This is a genomic window from Bordetella genomosp. 12, from assembly GCF_002261355.1.
In the GTDB taxonomy this organism is placed as follows: Bacteria; Pseudomonadota; Gammaproteobacteria; order Burkholderiales; family Burkholderiaceae_B; genus Bordetella.
In genome coordinates this window covers 1052238-1073374 of the sequence record NZ_NEVU01000003.1, presented here as the reverse complement: position 1 = coordinate 1073374, position 21137 = coordinate 1052238, and the positions used below count along the sequence as shown (strand labels likewise).

The following is a 21137-nucleotide window of genomic DNA, read 5'->3' as shown; positions in this document are numbered from 1 at the left end:
CATGAGCTTCGATATGGATGTCGATGTGGTCATCGTCGGTGCCGGCGGCTGCGGCCTGACCGCAGCCATCGCCTTGCACGAGGCATGTCCACAGGCCAGCGTCGCCGTGCTGGATAAAGCCGAGCGGGCCTGCGGCAACACCGTTCTGTCCAGCGGCTCCATTCCTGCGTCCGGGACGCGTTTTCAGCGCGCCGCCGGTGTGCACGATACGCCCGAGATGTTCCAGGAAGATCTCGGCCGGATCGCGGGCGAGCACGAGGCCATGCATCTGACCCGCGCGCTCACGGAGACGTCCGCCCGCCTGGTGGAGTGGCTGGTCGATCGGGCCAATGTGCGGTTGACGTTGGTGGAGACGTACAAACATATCGGGCATCGCGTGCATCGCCTGCATTCGCCCCCGTCGCGGCGCGGCGCCGACCTGGTCGATGATCTGTTGCGCGAGTGCGAGCGCCTCGGCATTCCAGTGGCCTGGAGCAATGGCGTCAGCGATGTCAGGCGCCTGGACGGCGAGCGGTTCTGCGTTGAATGCGCCACCCCGGATGGGGCGGTCACGCGTATCGGGGCGCGTCATGTGGTGCTGGCTAGCAACGGGTATGCCGCCAACCGGCGCTTGCTGGCGCGTTTCGTCCCCGAGGTGGCTGCCGCGCCCTACGGGGGCGGCATGGGCAGCGAGGGCGAGGCCATTGCCTGGGGCGAAGCCCTGGGCGCGGGCCTGGCCAATATGAAGGCCTATCAGGGTCATGCCAGTCTGGCCGACCCGCACGGCGCCTTGGTGACCTGGACCGTGATCGAAAAGGGCGGGTTCATCGTCGACGCTTCCGGCCAACGCTTTGGCGACGAAAGCATGGGCTACTCGGCCTTCTCTGCCGTCGAACTGCAGCGCACGGGGCCCTTCTGGGTAATCGCCGACACACAGGTGCGCGACGTCACCGCCGCGGGGCAGGAAGAGTACGCCGAACTCGTGACCCACGGCGGCGTATTGACGGGTACCGCGCAGGCGCTGAGTGCGCGTTGCGGCATCGATGCGGACGGCCTGCAAGCCACCTTGAACGTGGCGCGAGCCAGTGCCGCGGGCGCGGCGGATCCGTTTGGCCGCACGCAATGGGGCTTGGGCCCGTTGGGCGACACCCTGACGGCCACCCGCATCAGTCCCGCCATTTTTCATACGCAGGGCGGCCTGGCGGTGGATGCCGATGGCCGGGTATTGCGGGCGGATGGTTCGCCTATCGCCGGTCTGTGGGCGGGCGGAGGCGCGGCCTGCGGCATCAGCGGCAATCGCGGCAGTCTGGGCTATATGTCGGGCAATGGCCTGCTGGCCGCGCTCGGACTGGGGCTGCGGATCGGCCAGGCGGCGGGTGCCGAGATCAAGGAGGCGACATCATGAGTGAACACATAACCCTGATGAGCTCGGCCCGGCCCACCCGGGCGCTGGCGCAATGGTGCGCCGGTCTGCGGCGCGCGCATCTGCCGCGAGAGTGCCTGCATGAAAGTGCGCGGCACGCTCTCGACACCCTGGCGGCATGCGCCGCCGGCATGCGTCAGCCCCTGGTGCGGGCAGCCATCGAGTTGGAGCGCAGCATCAATCCCAAGGCGGGTACGGTCCCGCTCTTTGGCGGCCCGCAGACGTGGACCGTGGTCGAGGCAGCGGGCCTGATGGCCATGGCCAGCCATGCCTTGGAGATGGATGACGGCAACCGCGAGGGATCCATCCACCCGGGCACAACGGTCGTGCCGGCCGTGTTGGCGCTGGCCTGGCATACCTGGGCCGACTATCTACAGTTTCTGACTGCGGTGACCGCCGGGTATGAGGTCGCGATCAGCATTGCCGAGGCCCTGCATCCCCATGCCAGCCGGCGCGGTTTTCAAACCACGCCGGTCGCCGGCGTGGTCGGCACGGCGGCCGCCTGCGCCACGCTGCTGGGCCTGAGCGCGGCGCAGATCGAAAGCGCCATGGGGCTGGCGGCCAGCGCCAGCGGCGGGCTGTTCGCCTATCTGAAGGGCGGCGGCAACGTCAAAAAGTTTCATCCGGCGCATGCGGCGCGCGAAGGGCTGCGTGCGGCCCTCATGGCCCAACAAGGCAGCGCGCTCGGGCCGGCCGGCGTGATCGAAAGCCCATCCGGGATGCTGCAGGCCTTCGGGGGCATCGAGGGTTGGGACGGCAGCCAGGCTCGCCCGCGCAACGCCCCGGCCATCATGCGGGCTTATCTCAAACCGTACCCATGTTGCCGCCATATCCATCCCGCCATCGACGCCTTGCTGGCACTGCGGGCCGAAGGCGGCTGGAGCGCCGCGGACGTGGCGTCGCTGCAGGTGCAGACCTATGGTGCCGCCATGCCGCACGCGACCTTGCCCTGGAACACCCTGGAGATCGCGCAACTGTCTTTCCCCTGGGTGATGGCGCTGGCCTGCCTTGACGGCGAAGTGACCCTGGCGGGGTTTTCCGATGCGGCGCGCGCGCGCAGCGATATCAACGCGCTCGCCTCACGGGTGGAGGTGACCCGCGATGATGAATGCGACGCGCAATATCCGGCTTATGGGCCGGCGCGCGTCACGGTGTGCCTGCGCTCGGGCCAGCGGCTGTCGAAATGGGTGGCCGATCCCTTGGGAGCCGCCGATCTTCCCTTGTCGGACGCGGCGCTGGACAGCAAGGCCGAGGAAGCCTTCTCTTTGTCATTTGCCGCGGGACGCCCGGCTACGCTGATTCGCATGCTGCGGGATCTGCAGCCCTGGCCGTTGGTTGATTTGCGTTGATGGCCGGCGCGTGCCGTCCTTGTTCGATTCCTCACTGCCACTGTCGGAAACATCATGACCGGACCCTTCGGTAAGTTCCTGCGCATCTCGGCTTTTTGCGGCATCCTGGCCTCGACGCCAGCAGCCATGGCGGCCAGCCCCTGGCCCTCCCAACCGATTCGTCTGGTCGTGCCGTTTGCGCCGGGCGGGGCGGTGGACACGCTGGGCCGCCTGGTCGCGTCCCAATTGACCGAAGCCTTGGGGCAGAACGTCGTGGTGGAGAACAAACCCGGCGCTGGCGGCAATATCGGCTCCAACTATGTGGCCAAGTCGGCTCCAGATGGGTACACGCTCTTGTTCGGCGCGGCGGGCAACATTGCCATCAATCCTTCGCTGTTTGCCAATATGCCCTTTGACGTCGCCCGGGATCTGGCGCCCGCGGCGCTGGTGAGTCAGTCGATGAATGTGCTGGTCGTGCCGGCGGCGTTGCCCGTGAACACCGTCGCCGAGCTCATCCAGTACGCCAAGGCGCACCCCAACGCGGTGAACTTCGGCTCGTCGGGCAATGGCGGCACCACGCATCTGGCCGGTGAGCTGTTCAACGCCATGGCGGGTACACAGATCACGCATGTGCCTTATCAGGGCAGCGGGCCAGCCATGGTGGATTTGCTGGGCGGACGGGTGCAACTGATGTTCGACAACCTGCCGTCGTCCTTGCCGTACATCCGCCGGGGTGATTTGAAGGCCTTGGGCGTGACCGGGTCGCAGCGCAGTCCGCAATTGCCCGATACGCCCACCCTCGCCGAGACCGGCCTGGCCGATTACGAGGCGACCACCTGGTTCGGCGTGTTCGCGCCGGCGGGCACGCCCGAGGCGGTGCTCGAGAAGATCAACGCGGCCGTGAACCAGACCATGCAGGCGCCCGCCATCGATGCGCGCCTGCAGTCTCTGGGCACGTACTTTCAGCCGGCCAGCCGCGCGCAGTTCCAGGCGCTCATTGCAGCGGATACCCGCAAATGGGCCAAAGTCATCAAGGCGGCAGGTATCCGGCTGAACTGAGCCCGCCGCATCAGGCGGCCAACCCGGCCAGCCAGGCGCTGGTTTCCCTATCCAGCGCCGGGCGCCAGGCTTGCGGCGACACGGCTTGCGGCAGGCCGGGCAGGATGCCTTCGGCCAGCGAGGCAAGCTTGGCCTGGAATTGGTCGGCGCTCACGGGGTTGTCGGGGCTGCCGATCGCGCTCAGGCACTCGGCGGTGAAGCGCTGGCCGTCTTCCATTTCCACCTCGACCCATGCCGGGCGGTCGTGAGGCGGTTGCATGGCGTGTTCGGCCAGGCGCATGCGCACTTTCTCGCGCAGCGCGCAGATCACGGGATCGTTCAGTGTCGCGTCACTGAAGGCCTGCGCGCTGCCGGTGCCCAGCGCCAGCGAGGCGGCCACCATATGCGGCATGGAAAAGCGTGCGCCCAGCGTGGTGTCGGGATGGACCGTGTCCAGCGTCAGGGCCAGGGGATGGGTGGCCAGGTCGATGCGGCGTATGCGTTGCGGATCGATAGCGTGTTGCTCGCGCAGCGCGATGCAGGCCTGGACGGCCGAATGGCCGTGCTGGCAGCAGGAGTAGAGCTTCTGGTAGCCGTGGGTCAGGGACCAGCGGCTGCCCAGATCGCGCGTGATTTCGCCCTCGCGCAGCGTGGCGCCAAGAATCCCCACGCACACTTCCTCCATGCTCTGGGCGCCGCCACCAAAGCCGCATTCTGCCCAGTCAGCGCATTGCATGCCGTTGACCGACCCGGCGGCGGCCCAGCCATTGCGGATGAGTATTCCCGCCATCAAATGCGAGCGCGGGCCCATGCTGGCCGTGGTGATGGCCGCGCTGACCGCGCTTTGCAAGGTGGCCGCATCGTAGCCGCGCAACAGCGAGACGGCCGCCGCCGCGCCCACGGCGCTCCAGAGCGCATGGCCGTGCACGGGGGGCGGCATGACATGAAAGCTCATCGCGCAGCGGGTGACCAGTTCGTAGGCGCCGGTCAGGGCGGTGAGCAGTTGCCGCAGGCTGGCGCGGGTGGTGCAGGCTTCGGCCAGCAAGGCGGGCAAGGTGTAGATCCCGGCGTGGCAGATCGCCAGCCGGAACCCTTCGTCGAGTTCGCACCAGTTGCCGGCCAGCGCATTCCACGATGCGGCTTCCAGGCGCCCGACGCGTGGCAGGGCGGGGCTGATCAGCGGCGCCTCGGTGGCATTGCCCAGCGCCAACAGCAGCGAGGCGTAACGGCGCAATTCCGGCTCACGCGATCCGGCTGCCATGGCGGCCAGATCATCGCAGACCACCTCGACGGCGCGTTGGCGCACCGGTTCGGGGATGGCATCCCAGCTCAGAGCGGAGACGAATCGGCAGACTTCCGCCAGACCGGTGGCGAACGGGGATGACATGGGAGAACTTCCTGTTTACTGGGAGCCGCCGAGCTGGTTGGCGACGTGGTTGGCGGCGCGCTCGATGTGTGAGCGCATCAGGGATTCGGCAAGCCGTGCATCGCGGCGCGAGATGGCGCGCACGATCTGCCAGTGTTCTTCGAGCGCATCGTCCTTGCGCTCGAGCACCGAGCCGGAGTGGCGGCGGTAGATACGCAACAGATGATAGAGATCGTCGCACAGCGCCGTGATGATGCGCTGGTTGCCGCTGGCGCGCACGATGCGCTCGTGCAGATCGAAATGGCGGTCGGGTGGGCCGTGTCCGGCGCGGCTTTGCTGGTGGGATTCCAGATCGCGCTGCAGATGTTCGATATCGGCATCGCTCATGCGTTGCGTGGCCAGAAAACAGGCCACGCCCTCCAGACCCATGCGGACCTGGAACAGCTCCAGCGCGGAGGCGGCGGTCATGGTCACCACGCGAGCCTTGGTATAAGGCTCGCGCGTGACGATCTGAATGCCTTGCAGCCGGCGCACGGCTTCGCGCACCGGACCGCGGCTGACGCCGAACTCGCGCGCGAGCTCGACCTCGTTGATCACACTGCCGGGCGCCAGCGCGCCCGCGTAAATACTGTCCAGCATCCGTTGATACACCACGTCGGTAAGCGGTGCGTCGATGCCGTCCTTGTCGATAGTTGTAATAGGCCTGTCCTTCATGGCCGTAAAGGTAGAGGGACGGCTATTAAGTGTCAACTCTTTTGCGGTGCCAGCGCAGGGGGCCGCGGCAGGCGGCCGGCGAAGGCCGTACGCCTGAAAAAAGGGGGCCGCCGGGGCGCCGCGATCGCTTACTTGAAGCGTGCAGCATTGTCCTGCAGCGCGGTGTCGGCGCATTGCGCATCCAGATGGCCGCCGGGCGCGCCGGCCACGCCGATGGCGCCGATCACGGCATCACCCGCTTTGACGGGCACGCCGCCGCCCAGCAGCAGAAAGCCCGGGATGTCGGTCAGGTTTGCCGCGCCCGGGTTCTTCTGGGCATTTTCCATCATTGCCAGCGTCGGCGCCTTGGCCGACGCCGAGGTGTAGGCCTTGAGCCGGCTGCCTTCGATGGTGTGCGGGCCGGCATTGTCGGCGCGAGCCAAGGCCTTGAGCACGCCGGCGCGGTCCACGACCGAGGCGGTGACGTGGTAGCCCTTGGCCAGGCAGGCGGCCACGGCCGCGTCTGCCAGTTGGCGCGCATCTTCGAGCGCGATGTTCTTTTCGGTGAGCACGGCGGCCTGGGTGGCGCTGGTCAGGGCGGCGGAGGCGAGCAGGAAGGCGATTTTTTGCATGGCTGGAGTCCTTATGAGCAAGAGACTCCAGCTTAGGGGGCGGCACGCTTGCGCGGTAGACGCCCGGCTACGCAGCCATCTCCGTAGCGCTACGGAGGTGGGGCATCCAGGAGCAGGGCGTACTGGCGGATGAGTTGTGCCAGCGAGCTGACATCGAGCTTGGCAAAGACGTTGGCGCGATACGTCTCGACCGTGCGCGGCGACAGATCGAAGGCGCGCGCGATCTCTTTGTTTGCCAGCCCTTGCACCACCCCTTGAGCGACTTCGCGTTCGCGGGCCGACAAGCGCTGCACGCGTGCCAGCGCCGCTTCGGTCACGGCCGCGCGCTCGCGGCTGGCGCTATGGCTGCGCACGGCGGCCTGCACGCTGTCGAGAAAGAGATCGTCATCGACGGGCTTTTGCAGAAACTCGATCGCGCCGCTTTTGAAGGCCCGGCGGCACAGGTCGACGTTGGCGTGGCCCGTGAGCATGATGACGGGCAGGTCGCTGTGATCGGCCAGCTTGCTCAGGACATCCAGGCCGCTGATACCGGGCATGCGGATGTCGAGCACGACGCATCCGACCGTCTGGGCCAGCGGCTGTTCGAGAAACACCAGCGGATCGGCATAGCCCTCACTGCGCAGGCCGACACTGCGTAGCAGCATGGCCAGCGCCGCGCGCACGGCATCGTCATCATCGACGAGGTACACCATTGGCGTATCGGATGCGTTCATGACGTGGCCTCCAGGGGCAGGCTGAGGGTGAAGCAGGCGCCGCCGTCAGGCAGGTTGGCCGCCTCGATGCGGGCATTCATGGCGCCGGCCAGGGTTTCGCACAGGGCCAGGCCCAGTCCCATGCCTTCGCCGCGCGTGGTGTAGAAAGGCTCGAAGATATGCGGGAAGTCTGCAGGGGCGATGCCGGGGCCATTGTCGCTCACGCGGAAGCGATAAAGCCCATCGCGGACCTCGCCATGCAGGCGGATGTGCCGGGGCGGAGCGCGCTTGCCCAATGCGGCAATGGCGTTCTGCACCAGGTTGTGCAGAATCTGTTCGACCGCCACCGGGTCGCCCAGCGGGCGGGCGGCGGGTGCGGCATTGCTCCACGCCAGTTGAATCTGGTGCCGGGCGAGTTCGGGTTCGCATAAAAACGCGAGATTGCTGGCCAGGCTGTCCGGTGTCAACGGCCGGCGGGCCGCCGTCGCGCCGGATCCGACCAGGGCGCGCAGCCGCTGGATGATGTCGGCCGCACGGCGAGCCTGCTGGGCGCTGGCTTCCAGCGCCTGGCGCACGGCAGCGGCTTCGTCGGGATCGTCCATCAAGCGCTGGGCCGCGCGGGTCTGGGCCAGGATGGCGGTAAGCGGCTGATTCAATTCGTGTGCGATGCCGGCAGCCATCTCGCCCAGAGTGTTCAAGCGTGAAAACGCGGCCAGCCTGGCCTGCTCGGTCTGGCGTCGCGCCTGGCGACGGCTGTTCTGCCAATAACGGGCCGTCGCGATCAGCAACGCGCTGGCCAGCGTCCACGCCGCCCAGGGCAGCCAGGGCCAGTCCGCCGGACCCAGATGGCGGGTCGCCCGCATGGGAAACGGCTGGCTGATCGATCCCAGTGTCTTGGTGACGGTCATCACCGGACCGCGTGCGCGCTCAGCCTGCCGCAGCGCCAGCGCTTCATCGCGTACGCCGAGCTCGAGCGTGCCGATATCGTCGGCGATGTCGCTCGGCGAGAGCAGACGGTTGGCGTCGATCAGCATGCTCCACGACGAGGGCGAGACGAGCCAGTAGTGGCCGCCGTCCTGCGGCAGGGTGACGGCGTGACCGAGCGTACGGGCGCGCTCGACGGCTTGCTGTAGTTGCGGCGGGGCAGGCTGGCTGCCCTGCCATCCTTGCGCCGACAGCCAGCCCAGCCCCAACAGCTCCGTCAACGCCGGGCGTAAGCCCGGCAACAGGCGTTCGGGCGTGGGGGGGTGCGACAGCGCGCCTAGGGTCTCGAGGACGGCCTCGTGCTGCACGGCCTTTTGGCTGAGCATGCGATGGGCGATGCTCGCACCCTGCAGAAAGCGGTCGCGCTGCGATAGGTAGTCGTAGCGGCCCAGCAGTACGATGCCGGCCACGCTAAGCAGCAGCCAGGCCGCGAGGCTGCGCCAAAGGAGGGAGGGTGTGATCACGATGCCCCCATTATTGCAGGGGCCGGACCGGGCCGCCCTCCGTACCGCTACGGAGATCGGCCGGCTTGCGCAAATGGCTGGCCCTATTCGCGCCACAGGAATAAATTGCAGGATGAGGCTGGCGTCGCTGTCAGCCTGCCTATCTTTCAAGGAGCAGGATATGAGTGTCAAAGCCTACGGCGCCCGTGCGGGCGACCAACCTCTGGGGCCTCTCGATATCAGCCGCCGCGCCGTGGGGCCGCACGATATCCGGATCGACATCGCCTACTGCGGCATTTGCCACTCCGACCTGCATCAGGTGCGCGCCGAGTGGGCGGGCACACAGTTTCCCTGCGTGCCGGGTCACGAGATCGTGGGCCGCGTCAGCGCGGTGGGCGACAAGGTGACGGGTTTCAAACCCGGCGATCTGGCCGGCGTGGGGTGTATCGTCGATAGTTGCAAGCATTGCCAGGAGTGCAAACTGGGGCTGGAGAACTATTGCGACGACATGGTGGGCACCTATAACTCGCCCATCGCCGACGCCCCGGGCTGGACGCTGGGGGGCTATTCAGAGCAGATCGTGGTTCACGAGCGTTACGGCTTGCATATCCGCCATCCCGAGAAGGATCTGGCGGCCGTGGCGCCGCTGCTGTGCGCCGGCATCACGACCTATTCTCCGTTGCGGCACTGGCAGGCCGGTCCGGGCAAGAAGGTCGGCATTGTCGGCATTGGCGGCCTCGGTCATATGGGCATCAAGCTGGCTCATGCCATGGGCGCGCAAGTGGTGGCCTTTACGACCTCCGAGTCCAAGCGCCAGGCCGCCCTGGCCTTGGGCGCGGACGAAGTCGTCAATTCCCGCAACGCCGATGAAATGGCCGCGCACGCCAAGAGCTTCGATCTCATTGTCGATACGGTGGCCGCGCCGCACGATCTGGACAGCCTGCTCGTGCTGCTCAAGCGCGACGGCAACTTGACGCTGGTGGGCGCGCCGCCCACACCGCATGACGCGCCGGACGTGTTCAATTTCATCATGAAGCGTCGCTCGCTGTCCGGCTCGATGATCGGGGGCATTCCGGAAACCCAGGAAATGCTGGATTTCTGCGCCGAGCACGGCATCCTTGCTGACATCGAAATGGTGCGCGCCGACGAGATCAACGAGGCGTATGAGCGCATGCTCAAGGGCGACGTGAAATACCGCTTCGTGATCGACAACGCGACGCTGGCGGCCTGAGCTTTCAGGGCCGGGGCGCCGGGCGGGATATCACCCAGGCCGCGCAGGCGGCCATGCCCGCGCCCACGGCGCAGGCCAGCGGCCAGCCGGGGCGGGCGCCCCAGAGAAACATCAGATAACCCAGCGCCATGCCCGCCGCGGCAAAACCCTTGCCCTTGCGGCTGATGGCGCCCTGTTCACGCCATTGCCGCAGCGGGGTGCCGAACTTCGGGTGCTGCAGCAACCAGGACTCCAGCGCCGGGGAAGATCGGGCAAAGCAGCCCACCGCCAGAATCAGAAAAATCGTCGTGGGCATCACGGGCAGGAAGGCGCCGATGAAGCCCAGCGCGACCAGGATCCATCCCAGGCCGACCCAGGCATAGCGCTTCCATCCAGTGGCAGGTGGTCCAGACACAGGCATGCTCCCTATTTCCGGCCTGAGTGTAGAGCACTATGCGCTAAGATTCTTCGCTGCCCCCCGGAGATCACCATGCAGACCCAAGTGCTATTGGCCTATTGCGCTCTTGCCGCCATCTCGGTCGTCAGCCCAGGGCCGGCAACGGTGCTGGCCATCCGCAATTCGCTGGGCCCGGGCATGCGGGCGGTCTGCTTCGGCGCGTTGGGCAATGTGGCGGGCCTGTTCTGCCTGTCCGCCGCTTCCATGCTGGGCCTGGGGGTATTGCTGCGCACCTCGGCGGCCCTGTTTCTCGCGGTCAAGATTCTGGGCGCCTGCTATCTGTTTTATCTGGGTTTCAGACAATTGCGCGGCCGCTCGCCTCTGGTGATCGCCGATAAGGACGTCCTGCCGCGCCGCGCCAATCGGGCCTACTTCCTCGAGGCGGTGGGCCTGGCGCTCACCAATCCCAAGCCGATACTTTTCTTCGCGGCGCTGTTTCCGCAGTTCATCATGCCGGGCGAGCCCTTGATGCCGCAGTTCTGTATGTTGACCGGGATTTTCATGTTGATGTCGTTGTGCTCCCTGCACATCTACGCATTGCTGGCGCGCCAGGCGCGCGCCGCGCTCACGCGTGCGAGCGTGGTGCGGTGGGTGGACCGGCTGATGGGGGGCGTCTTTGTCTGCTTTGGCGCGGGCTTGCTGACTTTGCGCCGGTTGGCGCCGTGATGTCGCGCCAGGAGCTGGAAGCCAAGCAGGTCTCCATCTATTTCGGCGCGGTCCTCCTGGGCTTGATCGCAGCCTGGCTCGCACCGGGGACGCGCCGTCTGTCGGTGGCCATCGAGCCCTTGCTGGCGCTGATGCTCTTTGCGACCTTTCTGCAGGTGCCGCTGGCGCAGTTACGCGGCGCCTTGCGCGATCTGCGTTTTGTGCGTGTGCTCTTGCTGGCGAATTTCGTCGCCGTGCCCTTGCTGGTGGCCGCCTTGCTGCCTTGGGTGCCGGACGATCCCGTCATACGGCTGGGCGTATTGTTGGTATTGCTGGCGCCCTGCATCGATTATGTGGTGACCTTCGCCCATCTCGGTCGCGCCGATGCGCGCGCGCTGCTGGCCGCCACGCCGCTGCTGCTGGCGGTGCAGATGCTGCTTCTGCCTCTGTATCTGGGGGTGTTTCTCGGCCCGCAGGCCAGACAGTGGATGGCTTGGGAGCCCTTTCTCCGGGCCTTTGTCACGCTGATCGTTCTGCCCTTTCTACTGGCGGCAGGGTGTCAGGCCTGGGGGCGTCGCGGCCACGTTGGCGCGCGGGTGGTGCACGGGCTGGGGATTCTGCCCGTGCCGGCGACCGCCGCAGTGCTGGCGGTCGTGGTCGCCGCCATGACGCCCGAGATCAGCCAGGCGTGGGGCGCCGTACGCGCGGTCGCGCCCCTTTATATCGCTTTTGCCCTGGCCGCCCCGATGCTGGGTTGGATGCTGGCCCGCAGCTTGCCCTTGGCGCAGCGGCGCGCGGTGGCCTTCAGTACCGCCACACGCAACTCGCTCGTCGTGTTGCCCATGGGGCTGGCGATCCCCGGTGCGCTGCCCGTGCTGCCCGCCGTCATCCTGACGCAGACCCTGATAGAACTTGCGGCCGAGCTGATTTATGTCAAAGTGGCCACCACCCTTGCGCCGCCCCGATGAGGACGGGGAACTCCGCGCGGCCCGTTCGGATCGAACCGTTCGCCCCGGCTGGCCGGGGCTTGCCTTCCTCCCTTGATGGGCCGCCACGATAAGCGTCCTGCCGGACGCACTTAAGCTGTATGAAACTGAAGATTCCCCTCGGCCTGGCCCTGTTTGCGTGGGCCGTGAGCGCACAGGCCGCCACCCCGCCTGCGATCGATGCCCGCGCCTGGCTGCTGCTGGACGTCACCACCGGGCAGGAGCTGGCCTCCAGCCAGGCCGACAGCCGCATCGAGCCGGCGTCGCTCACCAAGATCATGACGGCCTATCTCATCTACGAAGACTTGGCCGCCGGGCGCCTGGCGCTCGAGCAGCCGGTGCGTATCTCCACGCGCGCCTGGCGCGTGCCGCCAGGCAGTTCGCGCATGTTTCTCGAGCCGGGGCAGCAGGTCAGCGTTGCGGCGTTGCTTACCGGGCTGATGGTGCAGTCTGGCAATGACGCGGCCGTGGCGTTGGCCGAAGCCAGCGCCGGGTCGGTCGAGGCCTTCGTGACACGCATGAACGAGCGCGCGGCCGCGCTGGGCTTGTCCCGCACGCGGTTTGCGAGCCCGGCAGGGTTGCCCGATCCGCAGACCTACTCCACGGCGCGTGATCTGGCCCGGTTGGCGCAGCGCTATGTGGCCGATTTCCCGCAATGGGCGGCGCGGTTCGACGCCCAGCGCGAGTTCGAGTACGGCGGCATTCGCCAGCGCAACCGCAACCGGCTGTTGTGGCAGGACAGCAGTGTCGACGGCATCAAGACCGGGCACACGGGCGCCGCGGGCTACTGTCTCATTGCCACGGCCAGCCGCGATGAGCAGGGCGTGGCCCGGCGCTTGATCGCGGTCGTGACCGGCACGGATTCGGATAAAAGCCGTACCCAGGCAGGTCAGGCCTTGCTCGACTGGGGCTATCAAGCCTACGATCTGGCCCCGGCGTGGGGCGCGCCAGCGAACGCACGCGTGTGGATGGGCGCGGCCGATCAGGTCAGCTACGCTCCCCGCCATGCGCCTTATCTGGCCGTGCCCGCCGGGCAGATCCCCGAGCGCCAGGTCGTCCTGAACGCGCCCTTGCGCGCTCCTTTGCAGGCTGGCCAGCAGATCGGGCAGGTGCGCTGGCTGGTCGGCGGGCAGGTCGTGGGGCAAGCGCCCCTGCTGGCCGGCGAGGCGGTCGCGCCCGCTTCTGCGGTCGGCCGTATGATGGACGCTGCCAGGCTCTGGGTGGGCGAGACGCTCAAGATTGGCCCGGGCGCAGGGGGCTAGCCCGGTTCGCACGCGTTGATCGGGCGCCGGCCCCATGAAACAATCCGGCGCTGCCGTGCGTTGGGCGGCCAAGCTGCAGCACCGGCCGCCTGGCTGAACGTCGGCCGATCATGAAAATTTGACGGCTTTTCCTCTAAGGTCTCGGTTTGGCGCAAGACCGCGCCCAGGGTTCAGGTACCAGCGAATGTACTCTCAGATTTTCGTCTTCATCGTCGCGGCCTTCGTCTTTCTGACGCTGAGCCGGCTTGCCCTGATGCTCTGGCAGCGCAAGCGCGTTGCCGAAGCACGGCAGCCCTGGCGCATTGTGGTGGGCGGGCTGCGCATCGATGCCCACTTGATCGGCATCATGGTCGCCCTGCCGCTGGCGCTGGCGCCGTGGCTGGGGCATTGGCCCGCCGCCATCGCCGTCAATGGTGTCTGGCTGGTCATCGCCTGGTCGATCATCTGCCTGCTGGAGTGTTCCACCCCGCAATACGTCATCGAGTACGACACCCGGCCCAATCAGTTGTACGTCATTTATCTGAAGTACCCCCGTGAAGTTTTCTCGATGCTCTTCAAAGAGTACCGGCTGGCGCTCTTTCTGGGGGTGGCGCTGTTGGCCGCGCTGGCCTTGCTGGGCTGGCGGCTGTTCAGCCAGGACTGGCTGTTTGCGCAGCCGGTGCTGGCCTGGTGGTGGCGGCCTCTGCTCACCCTGGCGGGCATCGCGCTTTGCGTGCTGGTCATCCGCGGCACGCTCAAGCATCGCCCCATCAATCCGTCCACGGTGGCCTTTTGCGGCGACGGCCTGGTCAACGCGCTGGCGCTGAACTCGCTCTACAACGTGATGTTCTCCGTGTACTCGCTCAAGAACGAGGCCTCGGCCAGCCGGGCGTATGGCGATATGGACGACGCGGAAATCCAGGCCCTGGTGCGCGCCGCATCGCGTATCGAGGGCCCGGCCATGGATCCTGCCATTCCCACCTTGCACAGGCAGGTGCCGGCCGATAAGCCGCGTAAAAAGCGCCACCTGGTGCTCATCGTCGAAGAGAGCCTGGGGGCGCAATTCGTCGGCCATCTGGGCGGCAGCGGCTGCACCCCCGAGCTGGATCGCCTGGCACCCGATGCCTGGATGTTCAAGCGCGCCTTTGCCACGGGCACCCGTTCGGTGCGCGGGCTGGAAGCGTTGTCGGCGGGATTTCCGCCGTCGCTGTCACAGGCTGCGCTGCGCCTGCCCGGCGCGCAGTCGCGCTTTTTCACGCTGGCGCAGCTGTTGGGTCAGCAGGGTTACCGCAATTGCTTCGTCTATGGGGGCGAAGCGCATTTCGACAACATGAAGGCCTTTTTCCTGGGCAATGGCTTTACCGAACTCTACGACCTGAAGACCTTCGACAACCCTGCCTTTGTCGGTACCTGGGGGGCTAGCGATGAAGACATGTTCAATCGCGTACACGCCGTGCTCGAGCAGGCCGGGGATGAGCCGTGCTTCATCCTGGCCTTCAGTGTCAGCAATCACTCTCCGTGGGAATACCCCGCCGGGCGGATCACGCCGGTGGGCGACCCGGCGACCGTGGGCAATACGGTGCGCTATGCCGACTGGGCCATCGGGCGATTCTTCGATCGCGCGCGGCAATCCGCCTATTGGGACGACGCGGTGTTTCTCGTGACCGCCGACCACGATGTGCGCGTCGGCGGCAAGCAGCGCATCCCCTTGCGGCATTTCCACATTCCGGCCTTGATTCTGGGCGGCTCGGTGCGGCCGCGCGTGGACGAGCGGGTGGTCAGCCAGATTGATTTTCCGGTGACGTTGCTGTCGCTGCTGGGGGTGGAGGGCGAGCATCCGATGATCGGCGCCGATCTCACCGATCCCGCCGCCGGAGGGCGTGCGGTGATGCAATACGGCGACGTCTATGGCTTGCTGCAGGAGCAGACGCTCACCATTCTCGAGCCCGGCAAACCCGGCTCGCAATATCGGTACCTGGGGGGGGATGACTACACGCCCATCGTGCCGCCGGATCCGGAGGCGATCCGCAAGACGCTAGCCCATGCGCTATGGCCGCAGCGGGTCTATCGCGATCAGGCTTATACCTTGCCGCATCTGCGCAAGAAACGCTGACGCGCCCGGGCGCGGCTCGGCCTCAGTGCGCCGATGCGTCCGGCGCCTGCGGGCGGTCCCGGCGCTTGGCGGCAGACGCCGGCGCCGGCGAGGGGTCGGCGGCGTCGTTGTCGACGGCCGGCGCTTTGTGCGGCGGCAGCGAAGCCCCATCCGCCGGCCCCAGTTGCGGGCGGATGAAGTCCATGAAAGCGCGGGTCTTGGCTGGCAGGATCTGCTGCGGGAAATGGCCGTAGATCGAGATCGGTTGCACATGCCATTGCGGCAAGACTCGCCGCAGCGAATGCCGCTCGATGATGGGGTCCAGCGCCTGGCAGAAAGGCAGGCGGGTAATGCCCAGGCCTAGCCCCGAGAACGTGCCCATGACACTAATGTTGTTGCCGGCCAGGTGGCCGCTGATGGCGATGCGCTCGGTTTGCTTGCCGTTGCTCAGAATCCAGAAAGAGTGCGCTTCGTCGATGGCGGTGCGCAGGCACTGGTGCCGGGTCAGGTCGGCAGGCGTGCGCGGCTCGCCGTACTGCTCCAGATAGGCGTCCGATGCGTACAGGTAGTTGTCCAGGCGGATGATCTCATCGACGATAACCGAGTTGTCGTCGTGAAAATCACTGCCTTCGCGCCCAAAGCGCAGCACGATGTCGAACGGCTCGCCTTGCGAGTCCGCGGTCGACTTCATGTTGAGGTCGAACTCGCATTCCAGGTCCGGGTAGGCATCCATGAACGCGCGTAGCGAAGTGGGCAGCAGCCAGATGGCCAGGCTGTAGGGCATGGAAATGCTCAACCGCCCCTTGGGCTTGCTCGACAATGACAATAACTGCTCTTGCGCCAGACGCGCCTCGTCGATGAGGCCCTGGCAGCGCCGCAGATAAATAGACCCTGCGTCAGTGAGCTCCAGCCGCCGCGTATTGCGGTTGATCAGGCGTAGTCCGATCGCGCGCTCGAGCTGGCCGATGCGCCGCGACAAGGTCGACGTCGGTATGTGCAGCGCCCTGGCCGCCAGGCTGAAGCTTTTGCGCTTGGCGACCTCGACGAACAGTGCGATGTCGTTGAGCTGGACGGTATTCGGTTCCATAGGGTGGGCGCTTGCAGGTGTCCGCGAGGGCAAAGTGTACCGCGCAGAATCTGCGTGCCACAGCAATATATTGATATATTGAATTTCAATTGGCTTTGTATTGGCACAAATTCGCGGTTTTTCTTTCCTAAACTTCGACGCATAGAGGTTTCACTGGCAGATCACGGCATAGTTGGTGAGCGACAGGCCCCAAACGCATGGAAAAACCCATTTATCGCTTCACCGTTCTGACGCCGACCTATAACCGGGCGGCCATGCTGCACCGTGTCTACCAGTCTCTGGTCGGGCAGACCTTGCGCGACTTCGAGTGGCTCATCGTCGATGATGGCTCCACCGACGATACCCATCAGATCGTGAGCCGATGGCAGGCGGACAACGTTTTCCCCATCCGTTATGTCTGGCAAAAAAACCAGCACAAGAAAACCGCCTTCAATCTGGGGGTGAGGCAGGCCCAGGGCGAATTCATCGTGGCGCTGGACAGCGATGACGAGATGACGCCCGATGCCCTGTCCATCCTGGACGCGGCATGGCGCGATATTCCCGTGGCCGAGCGCCCCGGCTTTGTCGCTGTCACGGGCCTGTGCGCCCGGCCTGACGGCAGCATCGTCGGTGATCGTTTTCCGGCGGATGTCCTGGACAGCGATGCGGTGGATATGTATTTCCGCCGGCGGGTGCGGGGCGAAAAATTCGGTTGCATGCGCACCGATGTGCTGCGTCAGTTTCCTTTTCCGCAGGATGCGCCCGGCTTCGTGCCCGAGAGCCTGGTCTGGTGGGCCATTGCCCGAGCCGGCTATCGCAGCCGCTTCATCAATCGCGTGGTCCGCATCTATCACGCGTCTGCCGATAGCCTGAGTCAAGGCCAGGTCTCTCTGAGCGGCAATGCCCAGGGGCTTTATCTGCTGGCCTGGGACATGCTGCAACATCACACCGCGCAGTTGCGTTTCCGGCCCAAAGACTTTTTGCTGGCCGCGGCGCGATATACGCGCTTTCGGCTGCTGCTGGAGCATTCGGGCCGGCAGACAGCGGTCGGCAGCCATCGGCTGACGCATCCGCTGGGCCGGATGCTGGTCTGGCTCATGTGGCCTTTGGGGTATCTGCTCTACCTGCGTGATCGCGGGCGCGGTTTGTCCTGACGCCGGCGCCGGGCGCGCGCCGATATTCCCCGTCCCGATATGCATATCCTTCCGCCTTTTTCGGCGATCCGGGATACAGGCCTGCCTATGCGCGCAAACCCTGAATTGACGCGGCATTCTGCGCTACGGCAATATCCGCCGGTCATTCAGAATAATGTCAGGAGTTCCTATGCGCCGTACCCTGATTGCGCTGGCGATCGCCGCCACCGTCGCCATGCCGTTGGCCTCGCAGGCCAAAACCCTGCGTTGGGCCGCGCAAGGCGATATCCTCACCTTCGACCCGCATTCGCAGAACGAGGGCATGACCATCGCGGCCAACAGTTATGTCTACGAACCGCTGGTGGACTACGACAAGGATTTCAAGGTCGTCCCGCGCCTGGCAACCTCCTGGGAGCAAGTCTCGCCCACCTTGTATCGCTTCAAGCTGCGCGAGGGGGTCAAGTTCCACGACGGTGCGCCGTTTACCGCCGACGATGCCGTGTTCTCCATCCACCGGGCCATGGCGCCGACGTCCAATTACAAGGCCTACACCACCGGCATCAAGGAAGCGCGCAAGGTCGACGATCACACGATCGAGATCGAGACGACCGCGCCCAACCCCGTGTTGCTGCGCCAACTACCCAATGTGTTCATCATGAACCGGGCGTGGGCGGAAAAGCACAATGTCGCCAAGCCTCAGGATTTCGTCAACAAGGAAGAAACCTACGCCGCGCGCAACACGAACGGCACCGGGCCTTACAAACTCAAGTCGCGTGAAGTCGACGTGCGCACCACCTTCGAGGAGAACCCCGATTGGTGGAACAAGAAAGACAAGGTGGGCAATGTGACCGAGGTGGTCTTCACGCCCATCAAGCAGAACGCCACCCGCACGGCCGCGCTGCTGTCGGGCGAAATCGACTTCGTGCTCGACCCGGCGGCGCAGGATCTGGACCGCCTGCGGCAACAGGCCAAGGTGGTCGAGGGCAACGAGTACCGCACTATCTATATCGGTTACGACCAGAAGCGGCCGGAGCTGCTGTACTCGAACATCAAGGGCAAGAACCCCTTCCAGGATGTGCGGGTGCGCGAGGCGCTTTACCGCGCCATCGATGTCGATGCGATCAAGCGCGCCGTGATGCGCGGTTTGTCCGCGCCGACCGGCACCATGATCGCGCCCCAGGTGCACGGTTGGGCCGAGGATCTGCACAAACGTGTGCCCTATGACCCGGAGAAAGCGCGCGCGCTGCTCAAGGATGCCGGCTACGACGGCACCCTCAATTTCACGCTGGACTGTCCGAACAACCGCTACATCAATGACGAGGCCATCTGCCAGGCCGTCGTGGGCATGTGGGCCAAGGTCGGCGTCAAGGCGTCGCTCAACGCCATGCCGCGCGCGACCTATTTCCCCAAGGTGCAGAATCACGATACGAGCGTCTACCTGTTCGGCTGGGGCGTGCCGACGTTCGACGCCATGTACACGCTGCAAAACCTCATTCACACCAAGGGCGAGGGCGCCGACGGGATGTACAACATCGGCAACTACAGCAATAAAGAGGTCGATGCCATCATCGATCGCGTCAAGACCGAGACCGACACGTCCAAACGCGACGCCGACATCCACAAAGCCCTGGAAATGCATGCCAAGGAGTTCGGGCACATTCCGCTGCATGACCAGGTCATCCCCTGGGCGATGCGCAAGAATGTCAGCGTGATTCATCGCGCCGACAATCGCCTGGTGGCCGACTGGGTCAAGGTCGACTGATCTGCATCGCGTCACGCGCGGCGGCTGGCCCACGAGCTGCCGCGCCTCGCAGTGAGCTTCTATGTTTGCATTCATTCTTCGCCGGCTCCTGCAGGCCGCCGCGGTGATGGTGGCCGTCGCCTTGCTGGCTTTCGTGCTGTTTCAGTATGTGGGCGATCCGGTGACCATCATGCTCGGCCAGGACGCCACCGACGCCGAGCGCACCGAGTTGCGCCACAAGCTGGGGTTGGACGACCCGGCCGCGCTGCAGTTCGCGCGCTTCATCGGTAACGCCACGCAGGGCGACTTTGGTATCTCCTTGCGGCAAAGCGAGCCGGTGTCCAGCCTGATCAAAAGCCGTCTGCCGGCCACGCTGGAGCTGTCGCTGGTCGCCGCCTGTCTGGCCCTGGTGGTCGGCCTGCCCCTGGGCGTGTACACCGCATTGCGGCGCAAGGGCTGGGTGGCGCAACTGGTGCTGGCAGGCTCCTTGCTGGGTGTGTCGCTGCCGACTTTTCTCATCGGCATCCTGCTGATCCTGGTGTTCTCCGTGCATCTGGGATGGCTGCCCAGCTATGGCCGCGGCGAGACGGTAAAACTGGGCTGGTGGAGTACGGGCCTGCTGACTGTCAGCGGTTGGAAGCATCTCATTCTGCCCGCCATCACGCTGTCGCTGTTTCAGATGACGCTGGTGCTGCGCCTGGTGCGCTCGGAAATGCTGGAAGTGCTGCGGGCCGATTACATCAAGTTCGCCCGGGCGCGCGGCTTGACGCGCCGGGCGATCCATTTTGGCCACGCCTTGAAGAACACCATGGTGCCCGTCATCACCATCACGGGGCTGCAATTGGGCGGCATCATCGCGTTTGCCATCGTGACCGAGACGGTGTTTCAGTGGCCCGGCATGGGTCTGCTCTTTATCCAGGCCGTGCAGTTCGCGGATATCCCGGTCATGGCGGCCTATCTCTGTCTCATCGCGCTGATTTTCGTGCTGATCAATCTGGCCGTCGATCTGCTGTATTTCGTGGTGGATCCCCGGCTGCGTGCCGGGCTCTCGCGCCAGGGCGGAGGCCATTGATGCGCGCCACACTCAAACGTTGGTGGGATGGCGACCTGTGCTGGTCCTGGCGGCACACCCCCGTGGCCATCGTGGCCAGCGTCGTGCTGCTGCTCATGCTGGTGGGCGCCTTCGGCGCGCAATGGGTAGCGCCCCACAATCCTTTTGATCTTGCTTCGGTGGAGTTGCTCGATGCGCTGTTGCCGCCGGCCTGGGACAGCAATGGCCAGGGCAAGTATCTGCTGGGGACCGACAGCCAGGGGCGCGATCTCTACTCGGCCATTCTCTATGGCACGCGCGTATCGCTGCTCATCGGCCTGGCGTCGGTGGCGCTGTCGATGCTCATCGGGGTGGTGCTGGGTTTGATTTCCGGGTATGCCGGCGGGCGGATCGATGCGCTCATCATGCGCGTGGCCGATGTCCAACTGTCTTTCCCGGCCATTCTGATCGCTTTGCTGATCGACGGCGTGGCGCGGGCGGTGGTGCCGCGGGACATGCATGAGATGATCGCCTTTCCGGTCCTGGTGGGCGCCATCGCGCTGGCGGGGTGGCCGCAGTATGCGCGCACCGTGCGCGGCTCCACCCTGGTCGAGAAGAACCGCGAGTACGTGCAGGCGGCCCGGGTCATCGGTGTGCCCTCGCTGGTGATTATGTTCCGCCATGTCCTGCCCAACGTCACTGGCCCGGTGCTGGTGCTGGCAACCGTGCACCTGGCCACGGCCATCATTACCGAAGCCACCTTGTCCTTTCTGGGTGTAGGCGTGCCGCCGACCGCCCCATCGCTGGGCACCTTGATACGCATCGGCAACGATTTCCTGTTCTCCGGCGAATGGTGGATCACCATTTTCCCTGGCGCCGCGCTGGTCTTGCTGGTGTTGTCGGTCAATCTGGTGGGCGATTGGCTGCGCGATGCCCTCAACCCGCGTCTGAATTGAGG

The 21137-nt window shown here is 65.7% G+C and carries 19 protein-coding genes; 12 read left to right on the top strand and 7 right to left on the bottom strand.

Going from position 1 to position 21137, the window contains the following annotated elements; genetic code table 11:
* Position 1: 1 nt before the first annotated feature.
* The 3 genes from CAL22_RS17145 to CAL22_RS17135 are packed head-to-tail and all read left to right on the top strand — an operon-like array spanning position 2 to position 3789.
* A complete protein-coding gene (locus CAL22_RS17145; protein ID WP_094815333.1) occupies positions 2-1384 on the top strand; it encodes an FAD-dependent oxidoreductase in 1383 nt (460 codons plus the stop codon).
* On the top strand, positions 1381-2751 hold the full coding sequence (locus CAL22_RS17140) for an MmgE/PrpD family protein (protein WP_094815331.1): 1371 nt from the start codon (positions 1381-1383) through the stop codon (positions 2749-2751). Before CAL22_RS17145 ends, CAL22_RS17140 begins: the two co-directional genes overlap by 4 nt.
* A gap of 54 nt (positions 2752-2805) precedes the next feature.
* A complete protein-coding gene (locus CAL22_RS17135) occupies positions 2806-3789 on the top strand; it encodes a Bug family tripartite tricarboxylate transporter substrate binding protein (RefSeq protein WP_244193922.1) in 984 nt (327 codons plus the stop codon).
* A 10-nt stretch (positions 3790-3799) separates the two neighbouring features.
* Here the strand turns inward: CAL22_RS17135 and CAL22_RS17130 are convergent, their stop codons facing one another.
* From CAL22_RS17130 to CAL22_RS17110, 5 genes are all read right to left on the bottom strand, one after another.
* Positions 3800-5155: an MmgE/PrpD family protein gene (locus tag CAL22_RS17130; protein ID WP_094815329.1), complete on the bottom strand. Its 1356-nt coding sequence runs from the start codon at positions 5153-5155 to the stop codon at positions 3800-3802.
* A gap of 15 nt (positions 5156-5170) precedes the next feature.
* Positions 5171-5848 (bottom strand): GntR family transcriptional regulator, encoded by a 678-nt coding sequence (locus tag CAL22_RS17125; protein ID WP_094815327.1) that lies wholly within the window; start codon positions 5846-5848, stop codon positions 5171-5173.
* A gap of 128 nt (positions 5849-5976) precedes the next feature.
* Complete coding sequence (locus tag CAL22_RS17120; protein ID WP_094815325.1) at positions 5977-6459, bottom strand: GlcG/HbpS family heme-binding protein; 483 nt, start codon at positions 6457-6459, stop codon at positions 5977-5979.
* 89 nt (positions 6460-6548) lie between these two features.
* Positions 6549-7172, bottom strand: a complete 624-nt coding sequence (locus CAL22_RS17115) for a response regulator transcription factor (RefSeq protein ID WP_094815323.1) — start codon at positions 7170-7172, stop codon at positions 6549-6551.
* The gene (locus CAL22_RS17110; protein ID WP_244193921.1) at positions 7169-8599 is read right to left on the bottom strand and encodes a sensor histidine kinase; all 1431 of its coding nucleotides are present in this window, start codon (positions 8597-8599) and stop codon (positions 7169-7171) included. Before CAL22_RS17110 ends, CAL22_RS17115 begins: the two co-directional genes overlap by 4 nt.
* Before the next feature lie 160 nt (positions 8600-8759).
* On the opposite strand from CAL22_RS17110, the gene CAL22_RS17105 reads away from it, so the two are divergent.
* Entirely contained in the window at positions 8760-9809 is a 1050-nt protein-coding gene (locus CAL22_RS17105; protein WP_094815321.1) for an NAD(P)-dependent alcohol dehydrogenase, read from the top strand.
* Between the two features lie 4 nt (positions 9810-9813).
* Here the strand turns inward: CAL22_RS17105 and CAL22_RS17100 are convergent, their stop codons facing one another.
* A complete protein-coding gene (locus CAL22_RS17100) occupies positions 9814-10203 on the bottom strand; it encodes a YbaN family protein (RefSeq protein ID WP_244193920.1) in 390 nt (129 codons plus the stop codon).
* 75 nt (positions 10204-10278) lie between these two features.
* Between CAL22_RS17100 and CAL22_RS17095 the strand changes: the two genes are divergently transcribed.
* From CAL22_RS17095 to CAL22_RS17080, 4 genes are all read left to right on the top strand, one after another.
* Positions 10279-10911, top strand: a complete 633-nt coding sequence (locus CAL22_RS17095) for a LysE family translocator (RefSeq protein WP_094815317.1) — start codon at positions 10279-10281, stop codon at positions 10909-10911.
* The gene (locus CAL22_RS17090) at positions 10911-11858 is read left to right on the top strand and encodes an arsenic resistance protein (protein WP_167383671.1); all 948 of its coding nucleotides are present in this window, start codon (positions 10911-10913) and stop codon (positions 11856-11858) included. Before CAL22_RS17095 ends, CAL22_RS17090 begins: the two co-directional genes overlap by 1 nt.
* Positions 11859-11977: 119 nt before the next feature.
* Complete coding sequence (locus CAL22_RS17085) at positions 11978-13138, top strand: D-alanyl-D-alanine carboxypeptidase family protein (protein ID WP_094815313.1); 1161 nt, start codon at positions 11978-11980, stop codon at positions 13136-13138.
* 184 nt (positions 13139-13322) lie between these two features.
* Positions 13323-15230 carry an LTA synthase family protein gene (locus CAL22_RS17080; RefSeq protein ID WP_094815311.1) on the top strand — a complete coding sequence of 636 codons (1908 nt, stop codon included), beginning with the start codon at positions 13323-13325 and terminating at the stop codon, positions 15228-15230.
* A 22-nt stretch (positions 15231-15252) separates the two neighbouring features.
* Here the strand turns inward: CAL22_RS17080 and CAL22_RS17075 are convergent, their stop codons facing one another.
* A complete protein-coding gene (locus CAL22_RS17075; protein ID WP_094815309.1) occupies positions 15253-16296 on the bottom strand; it encodes a LysR family transcriptional regulator in 1044 nt (347 codons plus the stop codon).
* Positions 16297-16493: 197 nt separating this feature from the next.
* Here CAL22_RS17075 and CAL22_RS17070 point away from each other — a divergent pair, with 197 nt between their 5' ends.
* The 4 genes from CAL22_RS17070 (at position 16494) to CAL22_RS17055 (ending at position 21135) form a co-directional block, all read left to right on the top strand.
* The gene (locus CAL22_RS17070) at positions 16494-17429 is read left to right on the top strand and encodes a glycosyltransferase family 2 protein (RefSeq protein WP_094815307.1); all 936 of its coding nucleotides are present in this window, start codon (positions 16494-16496) and stop codon (positions 17427-17429) included.
* Positions 17430-17598: 169 nt separating this feature from the next.
* Complete coding sequence (locus tag CAL22_RS17065) at positions 17599-19170, top strand: ABC transporter substrate-binding protein (protein WP_094815305.1); 1572 nt, start codon at positions 17599-17601, stop codon at positions 19168-19170.
* A gap of 61 nt (positions 19171-19231) precedes the next feature.
* Entirely contained in the window at positions 19232-20221 is a 990-nt protein-coding gene (locus CAL22_RS17060) for an ABC transporter permease (protein ID WP_094815303.1), read from the top strand.
* Positions 20221-21135 carry an ABC transporter permease gene (locus CAL22_RS17055; RefSeq protein ID WP_094815301.1) on the top strand — a complete coding sequence of 305 codons (915 nt, stop codon included), beginning with the start codon at positions 20221-20223 and terminating at the stop codon, positions 21133-21135. The genes CAL22_RS17060 and CAL22_RS17055 overlap by 1 nt, the downstream gene beginning before the upstream one ends.
* Positions 21136-21137: the final 2 nt, after the last annotated feature.

What these genes read in the sequence shown, in the direction of transcription:
- CAL22_RS17080 (WP_094815311.1), top strand. Translation starts at nt 13,323, where the DNA reads ATGTACTCTCAGATTTTCGTCTTCATCGTCGCGGCCTTCGTCTTTCTG.
- CAL22_RS17135 (WP_244193922.1), top strand. Translation starts at nt 2,806, where the DNA reads ATGACCGGACCCTTCGGTAAGTTCCTGCGCATCTCGGCTTTTTGCGGC.
- CAL22_RS17065 (WP_094815305.1), top strand. Translation starts at nt 17,599, where the DNA reads ATGCGCCGTACCCTGATTGCGCTGGCGATCGCCGCCACCGTCGCCATG.
- CAL22_RS17090 (WP_167383671.1), top strand. Translation starts at nt 10,911, where the DNA reads ATGTCGCGCCAGGAGCTGGAAGCCAAGCAGGTCTCCATCTATTTCGGC.
- CAL22_RS17125 (WP_094815327.1), bottom strand. Translation starts at nt 5,848, where the DNA reads ATGAAGGACAGGCCTATTACAACTATCGACAAGGACGGCATCGACGCA.
- CAL22_RS17145 (WP_094815333.1), top strand. Translation starts at nt 2, where the DNA reads ATGAGCTTCGATATGGATGTCGATGTGGTCATCGTCGGTGCCGGCGGC.
- CAL22_RS17055 (WP_094815301.1), top strand. Translation starts at nt 20,221, where the DNA reads ATGCGCGCCACACTCAAACGTTGGTGGGATGGCGACCTGTGCTGGTCC.
- CAL22_RS17140 (WP_094815331.1), top strand. Translation starts at nt 1,381, where the DNA reads ATGAGTGAACACATAACCCTGATGAGCTCGGCCCGGCCCACCCGGGCG.
- CAL22_RS17095 (WP_094815317.1), top strand. Translation starts at nt 10,279, where the DNA reads ATGCAGACCCAAGTGCTATTGGCCTATTGCGCTCTTGCCGCCATCTCG.
- CAL22_RS17060 (WP_094815303.1), top strand. Translation starts at nt 19,232, where the DNA reads ATGTTTGCATTCATTCTTCGCCGGCTCCTGCAGGCCGCCGCGGTGATG.
- CAL22_RS17120 (WP_094815325.1), bottom strand. Translation starts at nt 6,459, where the DNA reads ATGCAAAAAATCGCCTTCCTGCTCGCCTCCGCCGCCCTGACCAGCGCC.
- CAL22_RS17130 (WP_094815329.1), bottom strand. Translation starts at nt 5,155, where the DNA reads ATGTCATCCCCGTTCGCCACCGGTCTGGCGGAAGTCTGCCGATTCGTC.
- CAL22_RS17105 (WP_094815321.1), top strand. Translation starts at nt 8,760, where the DNA reads ATGAGTGTCAAAGCCTACGGCGCCCGTGCGGGCGACCAACCTCTGGGG.
- CAL22_RS17075 (WP_094815309.1), bottom strand. Translation starts at nt 16,296, where the DNA reads ATGGAACCGAATACCGTCCAGCTCAACGACATCGCACTGTTCGTCGAG.
- CAL22_RS17070 (WP_094815307.1), top strand. Translation starts at nt 16,494, where the DNA reads ATGGAAAAACCCATTTATCGCTTCACCGTTCTGACGCCGACCTATAAC.
- CAL22_RS17115 (WP_094815323.1), bottom strand. Translation starts at nt 7,172, where the DNA reads ATGAACGCATCCGATACGCCAATGGTGTACCTCGTCGATGATGACGAT.
- CAL22_RS17085 (WP_094815313.1), top strand. Translation starts at nt 11,978, where the DNA reads ATGAAACTGAAGATTCCCCTCGGCCTGGCCCTGTTTGCGTGGGCCGTG.